The following is a 17,527-nucleotide window of genomic DNA, read 5'->3' as shown; positions in this document are numbered from 1 at the left end:
AGGCCGGGCAGCGCCCGTCCCGCCCCCCACGGGGCGGGCGCTTCGCTTCCCACCCCGCCGGGCCGGGCGCCGCCCTCGGTGGTGGACGCGGGGTTTCAAACTCTATGCGATTTGGTGTCCGGTTCAATTAAGGCCGTAGACTGGATTGAAATGGAAGGTGCCAGGGACGTTTTGGCGCCTTCCCGGCACCGCTCTGCGCAGGCTGTGCAGGGGGGCTCGGAGCAACCGGATCAGAACACCGACCAGTCCATCTCGCGGGCCAGCAGCTCCATCGCTTCGGTGCCAAGTTTGGAGTTGCCGTTGTGGTCCAGCCCTGGCGACCAGACCGCGATGCTGGCTTTGCCCGGCACGATGGCCAGAATGCCGCCGCCGACCCCGCTCTTGGCGGGCAGGCCGACGCGGTAGGCGAACTCTCCCGACCCGTCGTAATGGCCGCAGGTCAGCATCAGCGCATTGAGCCGCCGCACCCTGCCTTGCGACACCAGTGCCGGTTTCGCACCGCCGCCAATCAGGAAGCGGCCTGCCTTGGCCAGCTGCACCGTGGTCACTTCGGTGGCACATTGGTGGAAATAGGTGCCCAGTGTTTTCTCCGGCGTGTTCTTCAGGTTGCCGAAGGAGGCAAGGAAATTGGCAAGGGCAAAGTTGCGGTGCCCGTGGCGGGTTTCCGAGCTGGCCACCGCCTTGTTGATGTGGATGTCCTCGTCCCCTGCGGCGGCGCGGAAGAAGGCCAGGATTTCCGCCAGTGCCTCTTTGGGGGCGCGGCCGGCCAGCAGCTCATCCGTGGTGACGATAGCGCCTGCGTTGACGAAGGGGTTGCGGGGGCGGCCGCGCTCATGCTCCAGCTGGACGATGGAGTTGAAGGCGGTGCCCGAGGGCTCGCGCCCGACACGGCTCCACAGCTGGTCGCCAGAGCGGCCAAGCGCGATGGCGAGCGTGAACACCTTGGTGATGCTTTGGGCGGAAAACCGGGTCAGCGCATCGCCCGCGTGGAACAGGCCGCCTTCGGCAGTGGCCACCGCGATGGCGAACTGGTTGGGATCAACCTGCCCCAGCTCGGGTATGTAGCTGGCGACGGCGCCGCGGTCGGTGCGGCCCTGCATCTCAGCACTGATCCGGTCGAGCAAAACCTGCATATCCGCAGCCACGGGGCGATCCTTCCTTCTTGATTTGCGCGGAATCTCCGGCATGGGCCGGGGCTTGTCAATCTGACGGCTCTGGCAAAGGCTGAGCGGATCGGATAGCGGTTCTGGCAATAGGTCTATGGGAGGGCAGGCGATGATCCCGGTCAAAGGATATGAGGGCGCAAAGGTTGCTGTGCTGGGGCTGGGGCGCTCAGGCCTGACAACCGCACGGGCCCTGCGGGCAGGCGATGCAGTGCCGCTGTGCTGGGACGACAATCCGGCTGCGCGCGAGGCGGCGGAGGCGGAAGGTTTTGACTGCCGCGATCTGCACAAAGCCGGTGCCTTTGATGATGTGGCGGCGCTGATCACGTCGCCCGGCATACCGCATCTCTATCCCAAGCCGAACCCTGTGATCCGTGCCGCGATCAAGAACGGCGTGCCGGTGGACAATGACATCGGGCTGTTCTTCCGCTCCTTTGCCGATGCCGAATGGCAGATGTTTGAGCAGCCGCCCAAGGTGGTGGCGGTGACCGGTTCCAACGGCAAATCGACCACGGTGGCGCTGCTGCACCACATCTTGCAAGAGGCGGGGCGAGAGAGCCAGCTGGCGGGCAATATCGGCCGCGGTGTGCTGGACATTGATCCGCCCGGTGAGGGCGGCGTGGTTGTGCTGGAGCTGTCGAGCTACCAGACAGAGCTGGCCCGCGCGCTGACGCCGGATGTGGCGGTGTTCACCAACCTCAGCCCCGATCATCTGGACCGGCACGGCGGCATGGGTGGCTACTTTGCTGCCAAACGCCGCCTGTTTGCCGAGGGCGGGCCGGACCGCGCCGTTATTGGCATCGACGAGGATGAGGGGCTGTTCCTGGCAGGCCAGCTGTCGGAAGGAATGGGCGACGACCGGGTGATCCGCATTTCCGCCGCGCGCAAGCTGACCGGGCCGGGCTGGCAGGTCTTTGCCCGCAAAGGCTTCCTGAGCGAATACCGCAAGGGGCGGCAGGCGGCCTCGATCGACCTGCGGGAGATGATGGGCCTGCCGGGCGCGCATAACCACCAGAACGCCTGCGCGGCCTATGCGGCGGCGCGCACCCTGGGGCTGGCGCCGCAGCTGATCGGCGAGGCGATGGCCAGCTTCCCCGGCCTGCCGCACCGCAGCCAGACCATCGCTGAGGCAGATGGCGTGCGCTATGTGAATGACAGCAAGGCCACCAACCTGGACAGCGCGCTGAAGGCGCTGAGCGCCTTCAGGAACATTCGCTGGATCTGCGGCGGGCTGGAGAAGGACGGCGGGCTGGACGCCCTGAAGGGGCAGACCGGCAATGTTCAAAAGGCCTATGTGATTGGCCGCGAGGCGGCAGGGTTCGCGCTGCAGCTGGATGTGGAGGCCGAAGTCTGCACCACCATGGCCGCAGCGGTGGAGCGCGCCATGGCGGAGGCGCAGGCTGGCGATACGGTGCTGCTGGCGCCGGCCGCCGCAAGCTTTGACCAGTACGACAACTTCGAGCAGCGCGGCGATGATTTCGTGGCCGAGGTGAAGAAACGGCTGGGATGAGCCGCAGGAGGAGACAGGCATGACTGCAGGCGCTGCGACCGGCAATACCGTGATGCTGGCCTTTCAGGTCATTCCGCGGCTGCGAGAGGGTAACAATTTCGAGGCGGTGGACGCGGCGATTGCCGTGGTGAAATCCGCAGGCGTGCCGTTTCAGGTGGGGGCGATGGAAACCACCATGAAGGGGGAGCTGGATCACCTGCTGGAGATCGTCAAAGCTGCGGAGAAAGCCTGCCTGGAGTTCGGTGCGGTGGAGGTGATCACCAATATCAAGATCCACACCACCACGCCCGAGGCGCATGACACCTTCTGCACCTACACCCGTGGAGTGACCCCGAACAACAAGGTGTTCATCGAGGAATGAGCGAAGCGGCCGGCGGCAGGACGGCCTGGCTGATTTCCAGGGCCAGTCTCACAGGCCGGCTCATAGGCCGATGTCCCGCAGCAGATGCTCTGGCAGGTGGTTAAGCCGCCTGCGGGCCAGCTGCTGGCCGGCAGCCTGGCTGGCGGAGGCGTCCTCGCGCGGGTGCGAGACAAAAACTCTGCTGATAACGTGCCAGAGGCTCATCTGTGAAAGCATTTCAGACATGGGGTCAATCCTTGTTCTGTGTGAACAAGATGTGGCTGCTTGCCGCTTCAATGACCAATTGAATCTCAGCGGTTCTGGTATAAGCTGTCTTGATGGATCGACCTGTAAATCCCCTGCCGCCGCTGCCGGCGGTGCGCGTCTTTGAAGCCGCGGCCCGGCTGGGCAGTTTCAGCCGCGCGGCGGAGGAGCTTGCGATGACGCAGGCAGCGGTCAGCTATCAGATCAAGCTGCTGGAAGACCGGGCGGGCCAGCCCCTGTTCCGGCGCTTGCCGCGCGGGGTGGCGCCAACCGCGGCGGGAGAGGCCCTGCAGCGCCACGCCAGTGAGGCGCTGGACCTGTTGCGCCAAGGATGGGCGGATCTGCGCGGCGGGGGCGAGGAGCTGGTGATCAGCACCCTCACCAGTTTTGCCGCCTTCATTCTGGCGCCGCGGCTGGGGCAGTTTCAGGTCGCGCACCCTGGTATCACCACCCGGGTCGACGTCAACCCGCGCGTCGCGGACCTGCTGGCAGGGGAGGCCACCGTGGCGATCCGCGCCGGGCGCGGCAGCTGGCCGGGGCTGGCGGCGGATCTCTTGATCCGCGGCAGCTATACGCCGCTGCTGACGCCTGCGCTGATGGAGGCCTATGGCCCCATAGTGCAGCCAGCTGACTTGCTGCGGGTGCCGCGGGTGGATGCCGGGGACCCGGCCTGGGCCCTGTGGTTCCGCGCTGCCGGCGTGGCGCCGCCAAAGCCGGCCGAACAGCACAGCCTGGGAACCCAGATGCTGGAAGTGCAGGCGGCCCTTGCGGGACAGGGCGCCTGTCTGCTGACACCGGCCTATGCCCGCGGCCTGATTGCCAGCGGCGCGCTGGTGCAGCCGTTCGATCTGGTGACGGAGGATGATATCTCTGTCTGGCTGGTCTACCCGGAGGCACGCCGCGACGCGCCGGCCATTTCCGCTTTCCGCAGCTGGCTGCTGGCGGAGGTGGCGGAGCTGGCCGGGTAAAGTCTGGCAGGTGAGGGCGGAGGGCTTCAGGCCCACCCAAGCGGAAAATCCCCAAACAGCAGGCCGGAGGCTCAATCCCCGGCGGCGGGCGGGTGGGCCATTTCCTCCGACAGAATCCTGAAATAGCCGGGCAGGGCATCTTGCAGCTGCTGCCGCCCTGCCGCTGTCAGCGCGGCTTCTTTGGACCTCTTGTCGGTCTGGCTGGCCGCAAGGCTGATCAGCCCGTCGTGCTGCAGGGATTGCAGGGTGCGTGTCATGACCGGTTTTGACACATCTATGCGGCTGGCAATCTCATTCGGCGCCAGCGACTGGCGTTCAGGTTCCCGGTCAATAACGATCAGCACCAGAAAGCGCAGCTGCGACAGGCCATGCGCGGCAAAATAGGCATCGAGCCTGCGGATCAGCAGGCTGGCGCGGCGCATCATCAAGAGCGCGCTGGTGATATGAGCAGGATCGGCGCCGTAGGTTTCGGCGTAAGTGGCGACCATCTGCTGCGATGGCAGTTCCTTGAGGAAGAACATGAGGGTCAGGCCAAGGCAGTCATCTTGTGGATTTCCACCGGCTTGGCCAGCCAGGCTTCGTATTTTGCGAAGACCGGGGTGATGTAATCCGCCGCGTAATGCGCTGCCAGGGCGTCGTCGCTGGCCCATTCTTCGTCAAGGTAAAAGCAAGTGCCATCGCGGCCTTCGAGCAAGCGGAACTTCAGGCAGCCGGCTTCAGCGCGGGTCGGCTCCAGAACATCCAGCAGGCTTTGCCGGACATCCTGCATGTGCTCGGGTTTCGGGGTGATCTTGGCGACGAGTTGAAAGGGGCTGGTCATCATAGGCTCCATTTATGTTATCATGGTAACTAAATGAGCGGTCCCGCGCCCAAAGTCAAGCCGGCGTCATCTGCCGGCGGCGATGGCAGTGCCCGCGGCATGGCCCGACGCCCAGGCCCATTGGAAGTTGTAGCCGCCGAGCCAGCCGGTCACATCCACTGCTTCGCCGATCGCATAAAGGCCGGGGGCGGCTTTGGCTTCCATGGTCTTGGAGGACAGGCCGTCGGTGCAGATGCCGCCCAAGGTGACTTCGGCGGTGCGGTAGCCCTCGGTGCCCGCGGGCAGCAGGCGCCAGCTTTGCAGCGCCTCGCAAAGGGCGGATAGCGCGGCGTCGGACTGGTCGGCGAGGCGGCCCTTGAGGTCCAGTTGCGGCTTCAGGAAATCCACCAGTTTGCCGGGCAGGTGGCGGGACAGCTCGGTGGTCAGGTCGCGGCGGCCCTCGGCCTGGCGCTGTTCGCGCAAAAGGTCATAGAGCGGAGTTTCCGGGATCAGGTTCACGGTGATCTCCTCGCCCTCGCGCCAGTAGGAGGAGAGCTGCAGGACGGAAGGGCCGGAGAGGCCGCGGTGGGTGAACAGCAGGGCCTCGTCAAAGCTGGTGCGCGCATTGCTGAGGCGAGCGGAAAGGGAGACGCCGGCCAGCGGCTGGAAACGGCCGTCGGGGAAGGTGAAGGGCACCAGGCCAGCGCGGGTCTCGGTGACCTCGAGCCCGAACTGGCGGGCGAGGTCATAGGCAAGGCCGGTGGCGCCCATCTTGGGGATCGACTTGCCGCCGGTGGCCAGCACCAGGTTGCGGCAGATGACGGTATGGGGTTTGCCCTCGCGCAGGAGCTGGACACGGTAGCCGTCCGCGGTCTGCTCCACCGTCTCGACGGAAGTGTGAAGCCACAGGTCCGCGCCAGCCTGCGCCATCTCCTGCGTTAGCATGGCGATGATCTGTTTGGAGGAGCCGTCGCAGAACAGCTGGCCCAGGGTCTTCTCGTGCCAGGCGATGCCATGGCGGTCCACCAGTTCGATGAAATCCCACTGGGTATAGCGCGCCAGCGCTGACTTGCAGAAATGCGGGTTGGCGGAGAGGTAGTTCTTGGCCTCCGCATACATGTTGGTGAAGTTGCAGCGGCCGCCGCCGGAGATGCGGATCTTCTCGCCCGGCGCCTTGGCGTGGTCGATCACCAAAGTGCTGCCGCCGGCGTGGGCCGCGCACATCATGCCAGCCGCGCCGGCGCCGAGAATCAGGGTGTTTATCCGCATGGCGCGCATCCACCACGGAACCGGCAGCGGCGCAAGAGGCAGGCCGGCGGGCGCGGTCCGGCGGATTGGCGCTGGCGCGCGGGCAGCTTCCTGCCTGTCAAGATGGCCCGCCGTGCGGGCGGTGGATTCTTGCCGAACTGTGTTCTTTTTCTGGCGCCGCGGCTCACGTTTCGTTACAGTTTCTGTGAGACCCCGAAAAATGGGGCGGAACGAGGCATATAGTGGCGGTATTCCCATGACTGAGATGGTCTATGGCGCGGTTCCCGTGCAGGCTGGTGAGCCGATTCTTCCCAAGTGGTGGCGGACGCTGGATAAATGGACGATGTCCTGCATCCTGATGCTGTTCGTGATCGGACTGCTGCTGGGGCTTGCCGCCTCAGTGCCGCTGGCAGAAAGGAACGGGTTCAGCAATTTCCACTATGTGCAGCGGCAGGCGGTTTTCGGCCTGACGGCGCTGATGGCGATGCTGATGACCTCAGTGATGTCGCCGGTGCTGGTGCGGCGGCTGGCGGTGGTCGGCTTTGCCGTGGCCTTTGTGGCGTTGGCCTTCCTGCCCATCTTTGGCACCGATTTCGGCAAGGGCGCGGTGCGCTGGTACTCGCTTGGCTTTGCCTCGCTGCAGCCGTCGGAGTTCCTGAAGCCCGGTTTCATCGTGGTCGCCGCCTGGATGATCGCCGCCAGCCAGCAGATCAACGGCCCGCCGGGCACGCTGATGTCCTTCGCGCTGTGCATGATGGTGGTGATGATGCTGGTTCTGCAGCCCGATTTCGGCCAGGCGAGCCTGATCCTGTTCGGCTGGGGGGTGATGTATTTCGTGGCGGGCGCGCCGATGCTGCTGCTTGTGTGCATGGCCGCCGTGGTCGTGATGGGCGGTGTCTTTGCCTACAACAGCTCTGAGCATTTTGCCCGCCGCATCGACGGCTTCCTGAACCCGGATGTCGATCCCACCACCCAGCTGGGCTATGCCACCAACGCCATCCGCGAGGGCGGGCTGTTCGGGGTCGGCGTCGGCGAGGGGCAGGTGAAATGGTCGCTGCCCGATGCCCATACCGACTTCATCGTCGCGGTCGCGGCAGAGGAATACGGGCTGGTGCTGGTGGCGGTGCTGATCGCGCTTTACGCCTCCATCGTGGTGCGGTCGCTGTTCCGGCTGATGCGCGAGCGCGATACTTTCATCCGCCTCGCGGGCACCGGCCTGGTGTGCATGTTCGGCGTTCAGGCGATGATCAACATGGGGGTTGCAGTGCGGCTCTTGCCCGCCAAAGGCATGACCTTGCCGTTTGTCAGCTATGGCGGATCTTCGCTGATTGCCACCGGGATCGCGGTGGGTATGCTCCTGGCCTTTACCCGGACACGCCCGCAGGGCGGGATTGCCGACTACCTGAACGGCCGCGGCCGCTGACGAGATAAGAAAAGAGACCAGCTGCGATGGCACAGAAAATGCTCTTGATGGCTGCCGGGGGAACCGGCGGCCATATGTTTCCTGCACAGGCGCTGGCCGAGATGATGCTGGCGCGCGGCTGGCGGGTGAAGCTGTCGACCGATGCGCGCGGCGCGCGCTACACCGCGTCCTTCCCCAGCGCGGTTGAAATCTCCCAGGTGTCCTCTGCCACCTTTGCCCGCGGCGGGCTGCTGGCCAAGGCGCTGGTGGCGCCGAAGATTGCCGGCGGCGTGCTGTCGATGGCGATGCAGATGCGCAGTGACCGCCCCGATGCGGTGATCGGCTTTGGCGGCTACCCGTCAATCCCGGCGCTGGGCGCGGCAACGCTGCTGAAGCTGCCGCGGATGATCCATGAGCAGAACGGCGTGCTGGGCCGCGTCAACCAGATCTTTGCGACCCGCGTTGCGGGCGTCGCCTGCGGCACCTGGCCGACCACGCTGCCCGACGGCGTCGCGCATGAGCATGTGGGCAACCCGGTGCGCAGTGCGGTGAAGGAACGGGCAGGCGCGGGCTATATTCCACCGGGGGATTACCCGATGTCGCTTTTGGTGATGGGTGGCAGTCAGGGCGCGCGCATCCTCTCTGACGTGGTGCCTGCTGCCGTCGCGGCGCTGCCGGAGGGCATCCGCCAGCATCTGCGGGTGTCGCATCAGGCGCGCGAGGAGGACCTGGAACGGGTCAATGCGTTTTATGCAGAGCACGGCATAAATGCCGATGTGCAGACCTTTTTCACCGATGTGCCCGCCCGCATGTCGGAGGCGCAGCTGGTGATCTCGCGCTCCGGCGCGTCTTCGGTTGCCGATATCTCGATCATCGGGCGGCCCTCAATCTTGATCCCCTTTGCCGCCGCCGCAGGCGACCATCAGAGCGCCAACGCCCGCGGGCTGGTTGATGCCAATGCTGCCGTGATGATTCCCGAAAGCGCCCTTGATATCCCGGTGCTGGCAGAGCATATGGGCGCGATTCTGAGTAACCCGCAGGCTGCCACCCAGATGGCAACCGCTGCACTGAGCGCCGGGGTTCCCGATGCCGCCGAACGTCTGGCGGCACTGGTGGAGCAACTGGCCGAGGAAGGATAAACGTTATGAACCCTGCAACCAAACTGCCTGGTGATGTCGGCCCGATCCATTTCGTGGGTATCGGAGGCATCGGCATGTCGGGCATCGCCGAGGTGCTCTTGAACCTCGGCTACATGGTGCAGGGCTCGGACCTGAAATCCTCCAAAATCACTCAGCGGCTGGAGAAGCTGGGCGCGCGGATCTTCGTGGGCCAGCAGGCAGAGAACCTGGAAGAGGCCGCGGTTGTGGTGATCTCCTCCGCGATCAAGCCAGGCAACCCGGAACTGGACGAGGCCCGCCTGCGCGGCCTGCCGGTGGTGCGCCGGGCCGACATGCTGGCGGAGTTGATGCGGCTCAAGTCCAACGTCGCCATTGCTGGCACCCATGGCAAGACCACCACCACCACCATGATGGCAGAGCTGATGGTGGCCGGCGGCTTCGACCCGACCATCGTCAACGGCGGCATCATTCACGCCTATGGCTCCAACGCGCGGATGGGGCAGGGCGAATGGATGGTGGTTGAGGCGGATGAGAGCGACGGCTCCTTCAACCGGCTGCCCGCAACCATTGCGGTCGTCACCAACATCGACCCTGAGCATATGGAGCATTGGGGCGACTTCGACACGCTGCGCGACGGCTTCCTGGAGTTTGTCTCCAACATCCCGTTCTACGGCGTTGCCGTCTGCTGCACCGACCACGCGGAGGTGCAGGCGCTGGTCGGCCGGATTTCCGACCGCCGGGTGGTGACTTATGGCTTCAATGCGCAAGCGGACGTGCGCGCCGTCAATCTGACCTACAAGGCGGGCGTTGCGCATTTCGACGTGGTGCTGCAGGCCGAGGAGCGGGTGATCGAGGGCTGCACCCTGCCGATGCCGGGGGACCACAATGTCTCCAACGCGCTGTCCGCGGTTGCCGTCGCCCGCCATCTGGGCATGAACAGCACCGAGATCCGCGAGGCGCTGGCAGCCTTTGGCGGGGTGAATCGCCGCTTTACCAAGGTCGGCGAAGTGAACGGCGTCACCATCATCGACGACTACGGCCACCACCCGGTGGAGATCGCCGCGGTGCTGAAAGCGGCGCGCCAGGCCAGCGAGGGCCGGGTGATCGCGGTGCACCAGCCGCACCGCTACTCGCGCCTGTCCAACCTGTTCGACGATTTCTGCGCCTGCTTCAATGAGGCTGACGTGGTGGCAATTGCCGAAGTGTTCTCTGCCGGGGAGGACCCGATCGAGGGCGCCAGCCGCGATGACCTGGTGGCAGGCCTGATCCGCCACGGCCACCGCCACGCCCGCGCCATCCTGAACGAGGAAGACCTGGAGCGCCTGGTGCGCGAGCAGGCGCGGCCCGGCGACATGGTTGTCTGCCTCGGCGCCGGCACCATCAGCACCTGGGCCAATGGCCTGCCGGAACGGCTGGGGCGCTAGGGGTATGACGCTGTCGCTGACCCTGGCCGCCGTCTGGGCGCTGGCTGCCAATGTGCTGGCGATGATCCCCAGCCGCGACAACCATTGGCGGCGCGCCTATGTGCTGATTGCGCTGGGCATTCCGCTGCTGGGCTATGTCACCTATGAGAACGGTCCCTGGTGGGGGCTGGTTGTTCTCTTGGCCGGGATGTCGGTGCTGCGCTGGCCGGTGCTGTATTTCGGGCGCTGGGTCAGGCGCACGCTGGGAATGTAAACCTCCGCAAAAAGGCCGCCGTTGGGGAAAGCTTAACCTTTTCTTCCGGATGGCCTGATAATCAGACGGGAATACCCAGTGTACCCTGTTTGACGCCAGCGCGTTTCCGCTGGCGGTGGAGGCCTCTTTTGGCTGCTGTTACTGTAATCTGGCTGCTGTTCGGTGCCGTATGGCTGGCGGCGTTTTATAATCTTGCCCGGGCCAGGCAGGCGGCTGCGGCCATTGTTGCCTCAGTAATCTGGCTTATGGTGCTGGTCCTGCTGGCTGGCCTGCTGTTGTTTGCGGCGGAGACTGGCCGCCAAACCGTGTTATCCCTTTATTTCATCGGCCACCTGGTCTACGGACTGTGCTCGCTTGCAGGATGGAATTTGGGACGGAAACGGCGATGGCGGCGCAAGGTGAAATCATTCTTCCGGCGGTGCGTGGCCGCCTTACCGGACAGAAACCGCTTGCGGAGCTGACCTGGCTGCGGGTCGGCGGACCGGCGGAGCATCTGTTTCAGCCCGCGGATATTGACGATCTGGCAGATTTCCTGCGCCAGCTGGAGCCGGGCGTGCCGGTGTTTCCGATGGGGGTCGGCTCCAACCTGATCGTGCGCGACGGCGGCATGCGGGCGGTGGTGATCCGGCTGGGCCGCGGCTTCAACAGCATCGAAACTGAGGGTGATACGGTGACCGCGGGCGCTGCGGCGCTGGACGCGCATGTGGCGAAGAAAGCCGCGGATGCGGGAACCGACCTCACCTTCCTGCGCACCATTCCCGGTTCCATCGGCGGTGCGGTGCGGATGAACGCGGGCTGCTATGGCAGCTACACCGCAGATGTGTTTGTGTCGGCCACCATCGTCACCCGCCAGGGCGAGGTCCGCGAGATCAGCGCGGAAGAGCTGGCTTTCCAATACCGCCAGACGGCGTTCCCGGAGGGGGCAGTGCTGGTTTCCGCTACCCTGCGCGGCCCCAAGGGCGACCCGGAGGAGCTGCACGCCCGGATGGCGGCGCAATTGCAAAAGCGGGACGAAACCCAGCCGACAAGGGACCGTTCGGCCGGCTCCACCTTCCGCAATCCGGCGGGGTTCTCCTCTACTGGCCGCGCCGATGATGTGCATGACCTGAAGGCCTGGAAAGTGATCGACAACGCAGGCATGCGCGGCGCGCGGCGCGGCGGCGCGCAGATGAGCGAGAAGCATTCCAACTTCCTGATCAACACCGGTGGCGCAACTGCCGCAGATTTGGAAGGGCTGGGCGAAGATGTGCGGAAAAAGGTTTACGAAGATTCCGGCATCACGCTAGAGTGGGAAATCATGCGGATAGGTGATCCGCTTCCCGAATAACCGGAAATCTTGAGCGCCGGCAAAGGCTTCTGCAATGGCAGCTTGAGCAGGAACAGGGTCTGACACAGATCCGGGGAGCGGAAATCTTAACCGTGGTAAAGGCACTGTTAACACGCCGGTAAGATTTTGGGCGTTACGGTGCCGCTAAGGCGGCAAAGCACCGCCGGTTTCAGGGGCGCCGAGCCCCGCAATAATCAGCCGGGATCAGCCCGGCGCAAAATGATAAGGCGGGCCTGCAAGGGGTCCCAAGAAACAGGGGCAAAAAGCCCCGCGTATATTGAGGCGTTTTGTGGTGAGTAAGTCGAGCAGGGCACTCCCGAAAGTCGCGGTGCTGATGGGCGGACCGTCAGCCGAACGCGAGGTATCGCTGTCCAGCGGCCGTGAATGCGCGGCCGCTTTGCGCGGTGAGGGGTTCGAGGTTGTTGAGGTGGATGCGGGCGCTGACCTGCACGCGCGCCTGTTGGACATCAAACCGGATGTGGTATTCAACGCCCTGCACGGGCGCTGGGGCGAGGATGGCTGCGTCCAGGGCGTGCTGGAATGGCTGCAGATCCCCTATACCCACTCCGGTGTGCTTGCCTCGGCGCTGGCGATGGACAAGCAGCGCTCCAAGGAGGTTTACCGCGCCGCCGGACTGCCGGTGGTCGAAAGCGGCCTGTTTGCCAAGAATGACGTGAGCGCAGGCCACGTGATGGCGCCGCCCTATGTGGTGAAGCCCAACAACGAGGGCTCCAGCGTTGGCATCTATATCGTGCACGAGGCGGCCAACGGCCCTCCGCAGCTGTCAGAGGAAATGCCGGCCGAGGTGATGGTTGAGACCTATGCGCCGGGACGCGAGCTGACCACCACAGTGGTCGGGGACCGGGCGCTGACCGTCACCGATATTTTGACCGACGGCTGGTATGACTATGACGCCAAGTACAAGCCCGGCGGCTCGCGCCACGTGCTGCCCGCCGATGTGCCGCAGGAAATCTTCGACCTGTGCCTGGAATACGCCCTGAAGGCGCATGAGGTGCTGGGCTGCCGCGGTGTCAGCCGCACCGATTTCCGCTGGGATGAGGCGCGCGGCGCCAGCGGCCTTGTGCTGCTTGAAACAAACACTCAGCCCGGCATGACGCCGACCTCGCTGGCGCCGGAACAGGCGGCCCACTGCGGCATGACCTTTGGCCAGCTCTGCGCCTGGATGGTGGAGGATGCCTCATGCAACCGCTGAAGGACAGGTTCCGGCGCAGCGGTGGTGAGGGACGGTGCGATCCGGCACCGTCGCGGCTGAAATACCGTTTGCAGCGCTGGATGCTGACGCCGGGCATCCGCTTTGGCCTGCGTTTCGGGGTGCCGTTCTGCCTGGTGTTTGCGGCGGGCAGCGCCTATCTGGCGGACGAGGCCCGGCGCGATACGCTGGTGGGGCTCTATAATGACGCCCGCGCCGCGATCCAGGAACGGCCGGAATTCATGGTCAAGGTGATGGCGGTCGATGGTGCTGGCGCCAGTGTGGCGCGCGACATCCGCGAAGTGGTGCCGCTGGACTTCCCGGTCAGCTCCTTCGATCTGGACCTGGAGCAGATCCGCGACGTGATCACCGGGCTGGACCCGGTCAAGACTGCCAGCGTCAGGATCCGCCCCGGCGGCATCCTGCAGGTTGACGTGGAGGAGCGCGAGCCGGCGCTGATCTGGCGCAGCCGCGAGGGGCTGGCGCTGCTGGACGAGCAGGGCATTCACGTGGCCGAGCTGGGCCGCCGCAGCCTGCACCCGGATCTGCCGCTGATCGCGGGCAAGGGGGCGGCCAAGCATGCGGCGCAGGCGCTGCGGCTGTTTGCGGCGGCAAAACCGCTGGGGCCGCGGTTGCGCGGACTGGTGCGTGTCGGCGAACGGCGCTGGGACGTGGTGCTGGACCGCAAGCAGCGCATCATGCTGCCCGCGCAGAACCCGGTCCGGGCGCTGGAGCGGGTGCTGGCGGTCAGTGAAGTACAGGATTTGCTGGAACGCGATGTGGCAGCGGTGGATATGCGTCTGGCTGGACGCCCCACCGTGCGGATGACCGAAAACTCAGTGGAAAACTGGTGGCGGATCCGGCAGTTGAACGGGGGCGGGCAGTAACATGACAGATCTTTATCAATCGCAAAGGGCGATGCGGCAGATGCGCCGTCAGGCGATGCAGCGCGGCGTGGTGGCCATTCTGGACGTGGGCAGTTCCAAAATCGCCTGCCTGGTGCTGCGCTTCGACGGCACCGGGCGGCTGAGCGAGGACGGCTCCATCGGCGCCCTGGCCGGGCAGTCGGGGTTCCGGGTGATCGGCGCTGCAACAACGCGGTCGCGCGGCGTGCAGTTCGGCGAGATCAACGCCATGCAGGAGACCGAGCGTGCGATCCGCACTGCGGTGCAGGCGGCGCAGAAGATGGCAGAGGTGCGGGTTGATCACGTGATCGCCTGTTTCTCCGGCGCCAATCCGCGCTCTTACGGGCTGGATGCCAGGCTGGATCTTGAGGGGCAGGTGGTCTCCGAGCATGAGGTGGCGCAGGTGCTGGCCTCCTGCGAGGTGCCGGAATACGGGGCGGGGCGCGAGGTGCTGCATGCGCAGCCCGTGAACTTCGCGCTCGACAACCGCTCCGGCCTGGGCGATCCGCGCGGCCAGATGGGGCAGACGCTGGCGGTCGACATGCACATGCTGACGGTGGACGCCATAGCGGTGCAGAACCTGGTGCGCTGCATCCAGCGCTGCGACCTGGAGCTGGCGGGGATCGCCTCCTCGGCTTATGCCTCCGGCTTCTCGGCGCTGGTCGAGGATGAGCAGGAGCTCGGCGCGGCCTGTATCGACATGGGCGGCGGCTCCACCTCGATCTCGATTTTCATGAAGAAGCATATGATCTATGCCGACGCGGTGCGTCTGGGTGGCGATCACATCACCAGTGACATCTCGATGGGGCTGGGGGTGCCGCTGGCCAATGCGGAGCGGATCAAGACCTTCAACGGCGGGGTGCATGCCACCGGCGCCGACGACCGCGAAATCATCGACATCGGCGGCGACACCGGCGACTGGGAGCACGACCGCCGCACCGTCAGCCGGGCAGAGCTGATCGGCATCATGCGCCCCCGCGTCGAGGAAATTCTGGAAGAGGTGCGGGCGCGGCTGGATGCAGCCGGGTTCGAATACCTGCCGAGCCAGCAGATCGTGCTGACCGGCGGCTCCAGCCAGATCATGGGGCTGGACGGGCTGGCAAGCCGCATCCTGGGCCAGCAGGTCCGCCTGGGCCGCCCGCTGCGCGTCCATGGCCTGCCGCAATCGGCAACCGGGCCGGGCTTTGCCTCTGCCGTCGGCCTGTGCCTGTTTGCCGCCCATCCGCAGGATGAATGGTGGGATTTCGAGATGCCCGCAGGCCGCCATCCGGCAGGCACCCTGGGCCGTGCCGTGCGCTGGTTCCGCGACAACTGGTAAAGCCGGGACGAAAGCCGCAAATCAATTCAGCCGGAACGGGCAAAGAGGGCGTGACAGCGCCCCGGTCACCCGTTAAGTTGTGCTTAACGTCCGCGGCAAACGCGGCGATTCAGCAGGCCGGGCAGTGGCCAGCCAAGTTTCGGAACCGACCTCCTCTGCAAAGCGATTTTGCGGCTGGAGAGGTTTTGTTGTGTGTGGCTTGTGCTCAATCCGCAATATCTGCTAGGGACGGCGAAATACCGCGGTTTTTGCCTTAGAATGAGGCCTTATTTTGTGGTTCGTCGTGCTTTTTAGGATGACGAAACACCCTCTCCGCGGTAGATTATGGTGAATAGGACAGGAATAAGCCCTTTGCGGGAAGGGCAGGTAACACAGGCGGTATGAGCATGACGTTGAACCTTTCGATGCCCGGGAATGAAGAGTTGAAGCCGAAGATCACCGTGTTCGGTGTCGGCGGCGCTGGCGGCAATGCCGTCAACAACATGATCGCCAAGGAATTGGATGGCGTCGAATTCGTCGTGGCCAATACCGATGCGCAGGCGCTGCAGCAGAGCGCTGCCAAAAGCCGCGTGCAGTTGGGCATCAAGGTCACCGAAGGTCTGGGCGCAGGCGCCCGTCCGCAGGTCGGCTCTGCCGCAGCTGAGGAAAGCATCGAACAGATCGTCGACCACCTGGCGGGTGCGCATATGTGCTTCATCACCGCGGGCATGGGCGGCGGCACCGGCACCGGCGCCGCGCCGATCATCGCGCAGGCCGCCCGTGAACTGGGTGTGCTGACCGTTGGTGTTGTCACCAAGCCGTTCCAGTTCGAGGGCCTGAAGCGGATGCGCCAGGCCGAGGCCGGTGTCGAAAGCCTGCAGAAGGTGGTCGACACGCTGATCATCATCCCGAACCAGAACCTGTTCCGCCTTGCCAACGAGAAGACCACCTTCACCGAGGCGTTCTCGATGGCGGATGACGTGCTGTACCAGGGCGTCAAAGGCGTGACCGACCTGATGGTCCGCCCGGGCCTGATCAACCTCGACTTTGCCGACGTCCGCGCCGTGATGGACGAGATGGGCAAGGCGATGATGGGCACCGGCGAGGGCGAGGGCGAGGACCGCGCGGTCCAGGCCGCCGAGAAGGCGATCGCCAACCCGCTGCTGGACGAAATCAGCCTCAAAGGCGCCAAGGGCGTGCTGATCAACATCACCGGTTCGCACGACCTGACCCTGTTTGAACTGGACGAGGCCGCCAACCGCATCCGTGAGGAAGTGGACCCGGATGCCAACATCATCGTCGGCTCGACCCTTGATACCGGCATGGAAGGCAAGATGCGGGTCTCCGTCGTCGCCACCGGCATCGACGCAACCGACGTCAACACCGACATGCCGGTACCGCGCCGCCCGATGTCGGCGCCGCTGCGCCAGACCGTCAGCGTCGAGGAAAACCGCGCCGCGCCGCTGGAGCTGGAAACTCCGGTTCAGCAGCCCACCGCCGCTGAGACCGCGCCTGAACCAGTGCAGGAAGCGCCTGCCGCCGCCGCTCTGGAAGAGCCGTCGCTGTTCGAAGAGCTGAACGTGCAGCAGGCTGCCGCTCAGGAGCAGGCAGAAGACGTGTTTGAAGAAGTTGAGCAGCTGGACGACGACGGCCTGCCGCCCCCCGCCTACCAGCCGCAGGTGCCGGAGTTCCGTCCGCAGGCAGATGTTGCAGAGGCTCCGCAAGCTGCCTTTGTCGCCCCCAAGGCGCCCGCGCCGGGCACCCCGTCGCCGCAAGCGCTGGAGCGTCTGCAGGCCGCCGCCCAGCGGGTGCAGCAGCCGCAGCAGCAACAGGCTCCGCAGGCCGTGCGTCCTGCAGCCCCTGCAGCCCAGGCGCCGCAGCAACAGCAGCAAACGCAGCAGCAGCAGCCGGAAGGGCAGCGCCGCTTTGGCCTGAATTCGCTGATCCACCGGATGACCGGCAGCAATGACGCCCCGGCCGCGAAACAGCAGCCGCAGGCGGTCCGCCAGCAACCCGCAATGCACGCGCACGCACCGGCAGCCCAGCCGCAGCAGGCACAGCAGCAGGCGGATCCGGATCAGGAACGCATCGAAATCCCCGCTTTCCTGCGCCGCCAGGCAAACTGAAGCATCACATATCGCGCTTGAAAAGCCGCCTTCGGGCGGCTTTTTATTTTTGTATTTCAAGCTCTTGCGGTGATCTGAGCGGTGTTTTGCCGACCTGTTACATCCATGTTTCAATCCGTTACAAAGATTGAGTTGTGCGTTTTTAAGCAAAACCTTAACTCTCATCCGCAACA

18 protein-coding genes are annotated in these 17,527 nt (G+C 65.1%); 13 read left to right on the top strand and 5 right to left on the bottom strand.

What is annotated here, in order from left to right; genetic code table 11:
• Positions 1–230: 230 nt before the first annotated feature.
• A complete protein-coding gene (locus RA21_RS20530) occupies positions 231–1,145 on the bottom strand; it encodes a glutaminase (RefSeq protein WP_039152251.1) in 915 nt (304 codons plus the stop codon).
• Positions 1,146–1,275: 130 nt separating this feature from the next.
• On the opposite strand from RA21_RS20530, the gene murD reads away from it, so the two are divergent.
• Both murD and RA21_RS20520 read left to right on the top strand, forming a co-directional pair.
• Positions 1,276–2,673 carry a UDP-N-acetylmuramoyl-L-alanine--D-glutamate ligase gene (gene murD, locus RA21_RS20525; RefSeq protein WP_039152235.1) on the top strand — a complete coding sequence of 466 codons (1,398 nt, stop codon included), beginning with the start codon at positions 1,276–1,278 and terminating at the stop codon, positions 2,671–2,673.
• A 19-nt stretch (positions 2,674–2,692) separates the two neighbouring features.
• Positions 2,693–3,034, top strand: a complete 342-nt coding sequence (locus RA21_RS20520; protein ID WP_019298303.1) for a thiamine-binding protein — start codon at positions 2,693–2,695, stop codon at positions 3,032–3,034.
• Positions 3,035–3,094: 60 nt separating this feature from the next.
• Here RA21_RS20520 and RA21_RS22720 read toward each other — a convergent pair whose 3' ends face one another.
• Positions 3,095–3,259, bottom strand: a complete 165-nt coding sequence (locus tag RA21_RS22720) for a DUF1127 domain-containing protein (RefSeq protein ID WP_152610601.1) — start codon at positions 3,257–3,259, stop codon at positions 3,095–3,097.
• A gap of 92 nt (positions 3,260–3,351) precedes the next feature.
• Between RA21_RS22720 and RA21_RS20515 the strand changes: the two genes are divergently transcribed.
• A complete protein-coding gene (locus RA21_RS20515; RefSeq protein ID WP_039152234.1) occupies positions 3,352–4,245 on the top strand; it encodes a LysR substrate-binding domain-containing protein in 894 nt (297 codons plus the stop codon).
• Positions 4,246–4,316: 71 nt separating this feature from the next.
• Here RA21_RS20515 and RA21_RS20510 read toward each other — a convergent pair whose 3' ends face one another.
• The 3 genes from RA21_RS20510 to RA21_RS20500 form a co-directional block, all read right to left on the bottom strand.
• Positions 4,317–4,766 (bottom strand): MarR family winged helix-turn-helix transcriptional regulator, encoded by a 450-nt coding sequence (locus tag RA21_RS20510; protein WP_039152232.1) that lies wholly within the window; start codon positions 4,764–4,766, stop codon positions 4,317–4,319.
• A 5-nt stretch (positions 4,767–4,771) separates the two neighbouring features.
• A complete protein-coding gene (locus tag RA21_RS20505; protein WP_039152250.1) occupies positions 4,772–5,065 on the bottom strand; it encodes a putative quinol monooxygenase in 294 nt (97 codons plus the stop codon).
• A 66-nt stretch (positions 5,066–5,131) separates the two neighbouring features.
• Entirely contained in the window at positions 5,132–6,313 is a 1,182-nt protein-coding gene (locus RA21_RS20500; RefSeq protein ID WP_039152247.1) for an NAD(P)/FAD-dependent oxidoreductase, read from the bottom strand.
• Between the two features lie 235 nt (positions 6,314–6,548).
• Between RA21_RS20500 and ftsW the strand changes: the two genes are divergently transcribed.
• The 10 genes from ftsW to ftsZ all read left to right on the top strand — a co-directional run bounded on the left by ftsW (position 6,549) and on the right by ftsZ (position 17,354).
• Positions 6,549–7,715, top strand: coding sequence for a putative lipid II flippase FtsW (gene ftsW, locus RA21_RS20495; protein ID WP_029205045.1), 1,167 nt, complete (start codon positions 6,549–6,551; stop codon positions 7,713–7,715).
• Between the two features lie 26 nt (positions 7,716–7,741).
• Entirely contained in the window at positions 7,742–8,833 is a 1,092-nt protein-coding gene (locus RA21_RS20490; RefSeq protein WP_039152230.1) for a UDP-N-acetylglucosamine--N-acetylmuramyl-(pentapeptide) pyrophosphoryl-undecaprenol N-acetylglucosamine transferase, read from the top strand.
• 5 nt (positions 8,834–8,838) lie between these two features.
• The gene (gene murC / locus RA21_RS20485) at positions 8,839–10,236 is read left to right on the top strand and encodes a UDP-N-acetylmuramate--L-alanine ligase (RefSeq protein ID WP_039152227.1); all 1,398 of its coding nucleotides are present in this window, start codon (positions 8,839–8,841) and stop codon (positions 10,234–10,236) included.
• A 4-nt stretch (positions 10,237–10,240) separates the two neighbouring features.
• Entirely contained in the window at positions 10,241–10,489 is a 249-nt protein-coding gene (locus tag RA21_RS20480; protein WP_019298294.1) for a DUF2484 family protein, read from the top strand.
• Positions 10,490–10,617: 128 nt separating this feature from the next.
• On the top strand, positions 10,618–10,950 hold the full coding sequence (locus RA21_RS22930) for a hypothetical protein (RefSeq protein WP_152614071.1): 333 nt from the start codon (positions 10,618–10,620) through the stop codon (positions 10,948–10,950).
• Positions 10,875–11,816 (top strand): UDP-N-acetylmuramate dehydrogenase, encoded by a 942-nt coding sequence (murB, locus tag RA21_RS20475; protein WP_019298293.1) that lies wholly within the window; start codon positions 10,875–10,877, stop codon positions 11,814–11,816. The genes RA21_RS22930 and murB overlap by 76 nt, the downstream gene beginning before the upstream one ends.
• Before the next feature lie 334 nt (positions 11,817–12,150).
• Positions 12,151–13,029 carry a D-alanine--D-alanine ligase gene (locus RA21_RS20470; RefSeq protein ID WP_241483535.1) on the top strand — a complete coding sequence of 293 codons (879 nt, stop codon included), beginning with the start codon at positions 12,151–12,153 and terminating at the stop codon, positions 13,027–13,029.
• Complete coding sequence (locus RA21_RS20465; RefSeq protein ID WP_019298291.1) at positions 13,017–13,913, top strand: cell division protein FtsQ/DivIB; 897 nt, start codon at positions 13,017–13,019, stop codon at positions 13,911–13,913. Before RA21_RS20470 ends, RA21_RS20465 begins: the two co-directional genes overlap by 13 nt.
• Position 13,914: 1 nt before the next feature.
• Entirely contained in the window at positions 13,915–15,249 is a 1,335-nt protein-coding gene (gene ftsA, locus RA21_RS20460) for a cell division protein FtsA (RefSeq protein ID WP_039152224.1), read from the top strand.
• Between the two features lie 386 nt (positions 15,250–15,635).
• Positions 15,636–17,354 (top strand): cell division protein FtsZ, encoded by a 1,719-nt coding sequence (ftsZ, locus tag RA21_RS20455; RefSeq protein WP_039152244.1) that lies wholly within the window; start codon positions 15,636–15,638, stop codon positions 17,352–17,354.
• The last annotated feature ends 173 nt before the right edge of the window (positions 17,355–17,527 follow it).

This window comes from Leisingera sp. ANG-DT (assembly GCF_000813785.1).
Lineage (GTDB): Bacteria > Pseudomonadota > Alphaproteobacteria > Rhodobacterales > Rhodobacteraceae > Leisingera.
This window is presented reverse-complemented; position numbering and strand designations above follow the sequence as displayed.

Bases quoted from the DNA above. Each gene is read 5' to 3' on its own strand.
- murD (WP_039152235.1), top strand. From the start codon at position 1,276: ATGATCCCGGTCAAAGGATATGAGGGCGCAAAGGTTGCTGTGCTGGGG.
- RA21_RS20520 (WP_019298303.1), top strand. From the start codon at position 2,693: ATGACTGCAGGCGCTGCGACCGGCAATACCGTGATGCTGGCCTTTCAG.
- RA21_RS22720 (WP_152610601.1), bottom strand. From the start codon at position 3,259: ATGTCTGAAATGCTTTCACAGATGAGCCTCTGGCACGTTATCAGCAGA.
- RA21_RS20515 (WP_039152234.1), top strand. From the start codon at position 3,352: ATGGATCGACCTGTAAATCCCCTGCCGCCGCTGCCGGCGGTGCGCGTC.
- RA21_RS20510 (WP_039152232.1), bottom strand. From the start codon at position 4,766: ATGTTCTTCCTCAAGGAACTGCCATCGCAGCAGATGGTCGCCACTTAC.
- RA21_RS20505 (WP_039152250.1), bottom strand. From the start codon at position 5,065: ATGACCAGCCCCTTTCAACTCGTCGCCAAGATCACCCCGAAACCCGAG.
- RA21_RS20500 (WP_039152247.1), bottom strand. From the start codon at position 6,313: ATGCGGATAAACACCCTGATTCTCGGCGCCGGCGCGGCTGGCATGATG.
- ftsW (WP_029205045.1), top strand. From the start codon at position 6,549: ATGACTGAGATGGTCTATGGCGCGGTTCCCGTGCAGGCTGGTGAGCCG.
- RA21_RS20490 (WP_039152230.1), top strand. From the start codon at position 7,742: ATGGCACAGAAAATGCTCTTGATGGCTGCCGGGGGAACCGGCGGCCAT.
- murC (WP_039152227.1), top strand. From the start codon at position 8,839: ATGAACCCTGCAACCAAACTGCCTGGTGATGTCGGCCCGATCCATTTC.
- RA21_RS20480 (WP_019298294.1), top strand. From the start codon at position 10,241: ATGACGCTGTCGCTGACCCTGGCCGCCGTCTGGGCGCTGGCTGCCAAT.
- murB (WP_019298293.1), top strand. From the start codon at position 10,875: ATGGCGGCGCAAGGTGAAATCATTCTTCCGGCGGTGCGTGGCCGCCTT.
- RA21_RS20470 (WP_241483535.1), top strand. From the start codon at position 12,151: ATGGGCGGACCGTCAGCCGAACGCGAGGTATCGCTGTCCAGCGGCCGT.
- RA21_RS20465 (WP_019298291.1), top strand. From the start codon at position 13,017: ATGCAACCGCTGAAGGACAGGTTCCGGCGCAGCGGTGGTGAGGGACGG.
- ftsA (WP_039152224.1), top strand. From the start codon at position 13,915: ATGACAGATCTTTATCAATCGCAAAGGGCGATGCGGCAGATGCGCCGT.
- ftsZ (WP_039152244.1), top strand. From the start codon at position 15,636: ATGACGTTGAACCTTTCGATGCCCGGGAATGAAGAGTTGAAGCCGAAG.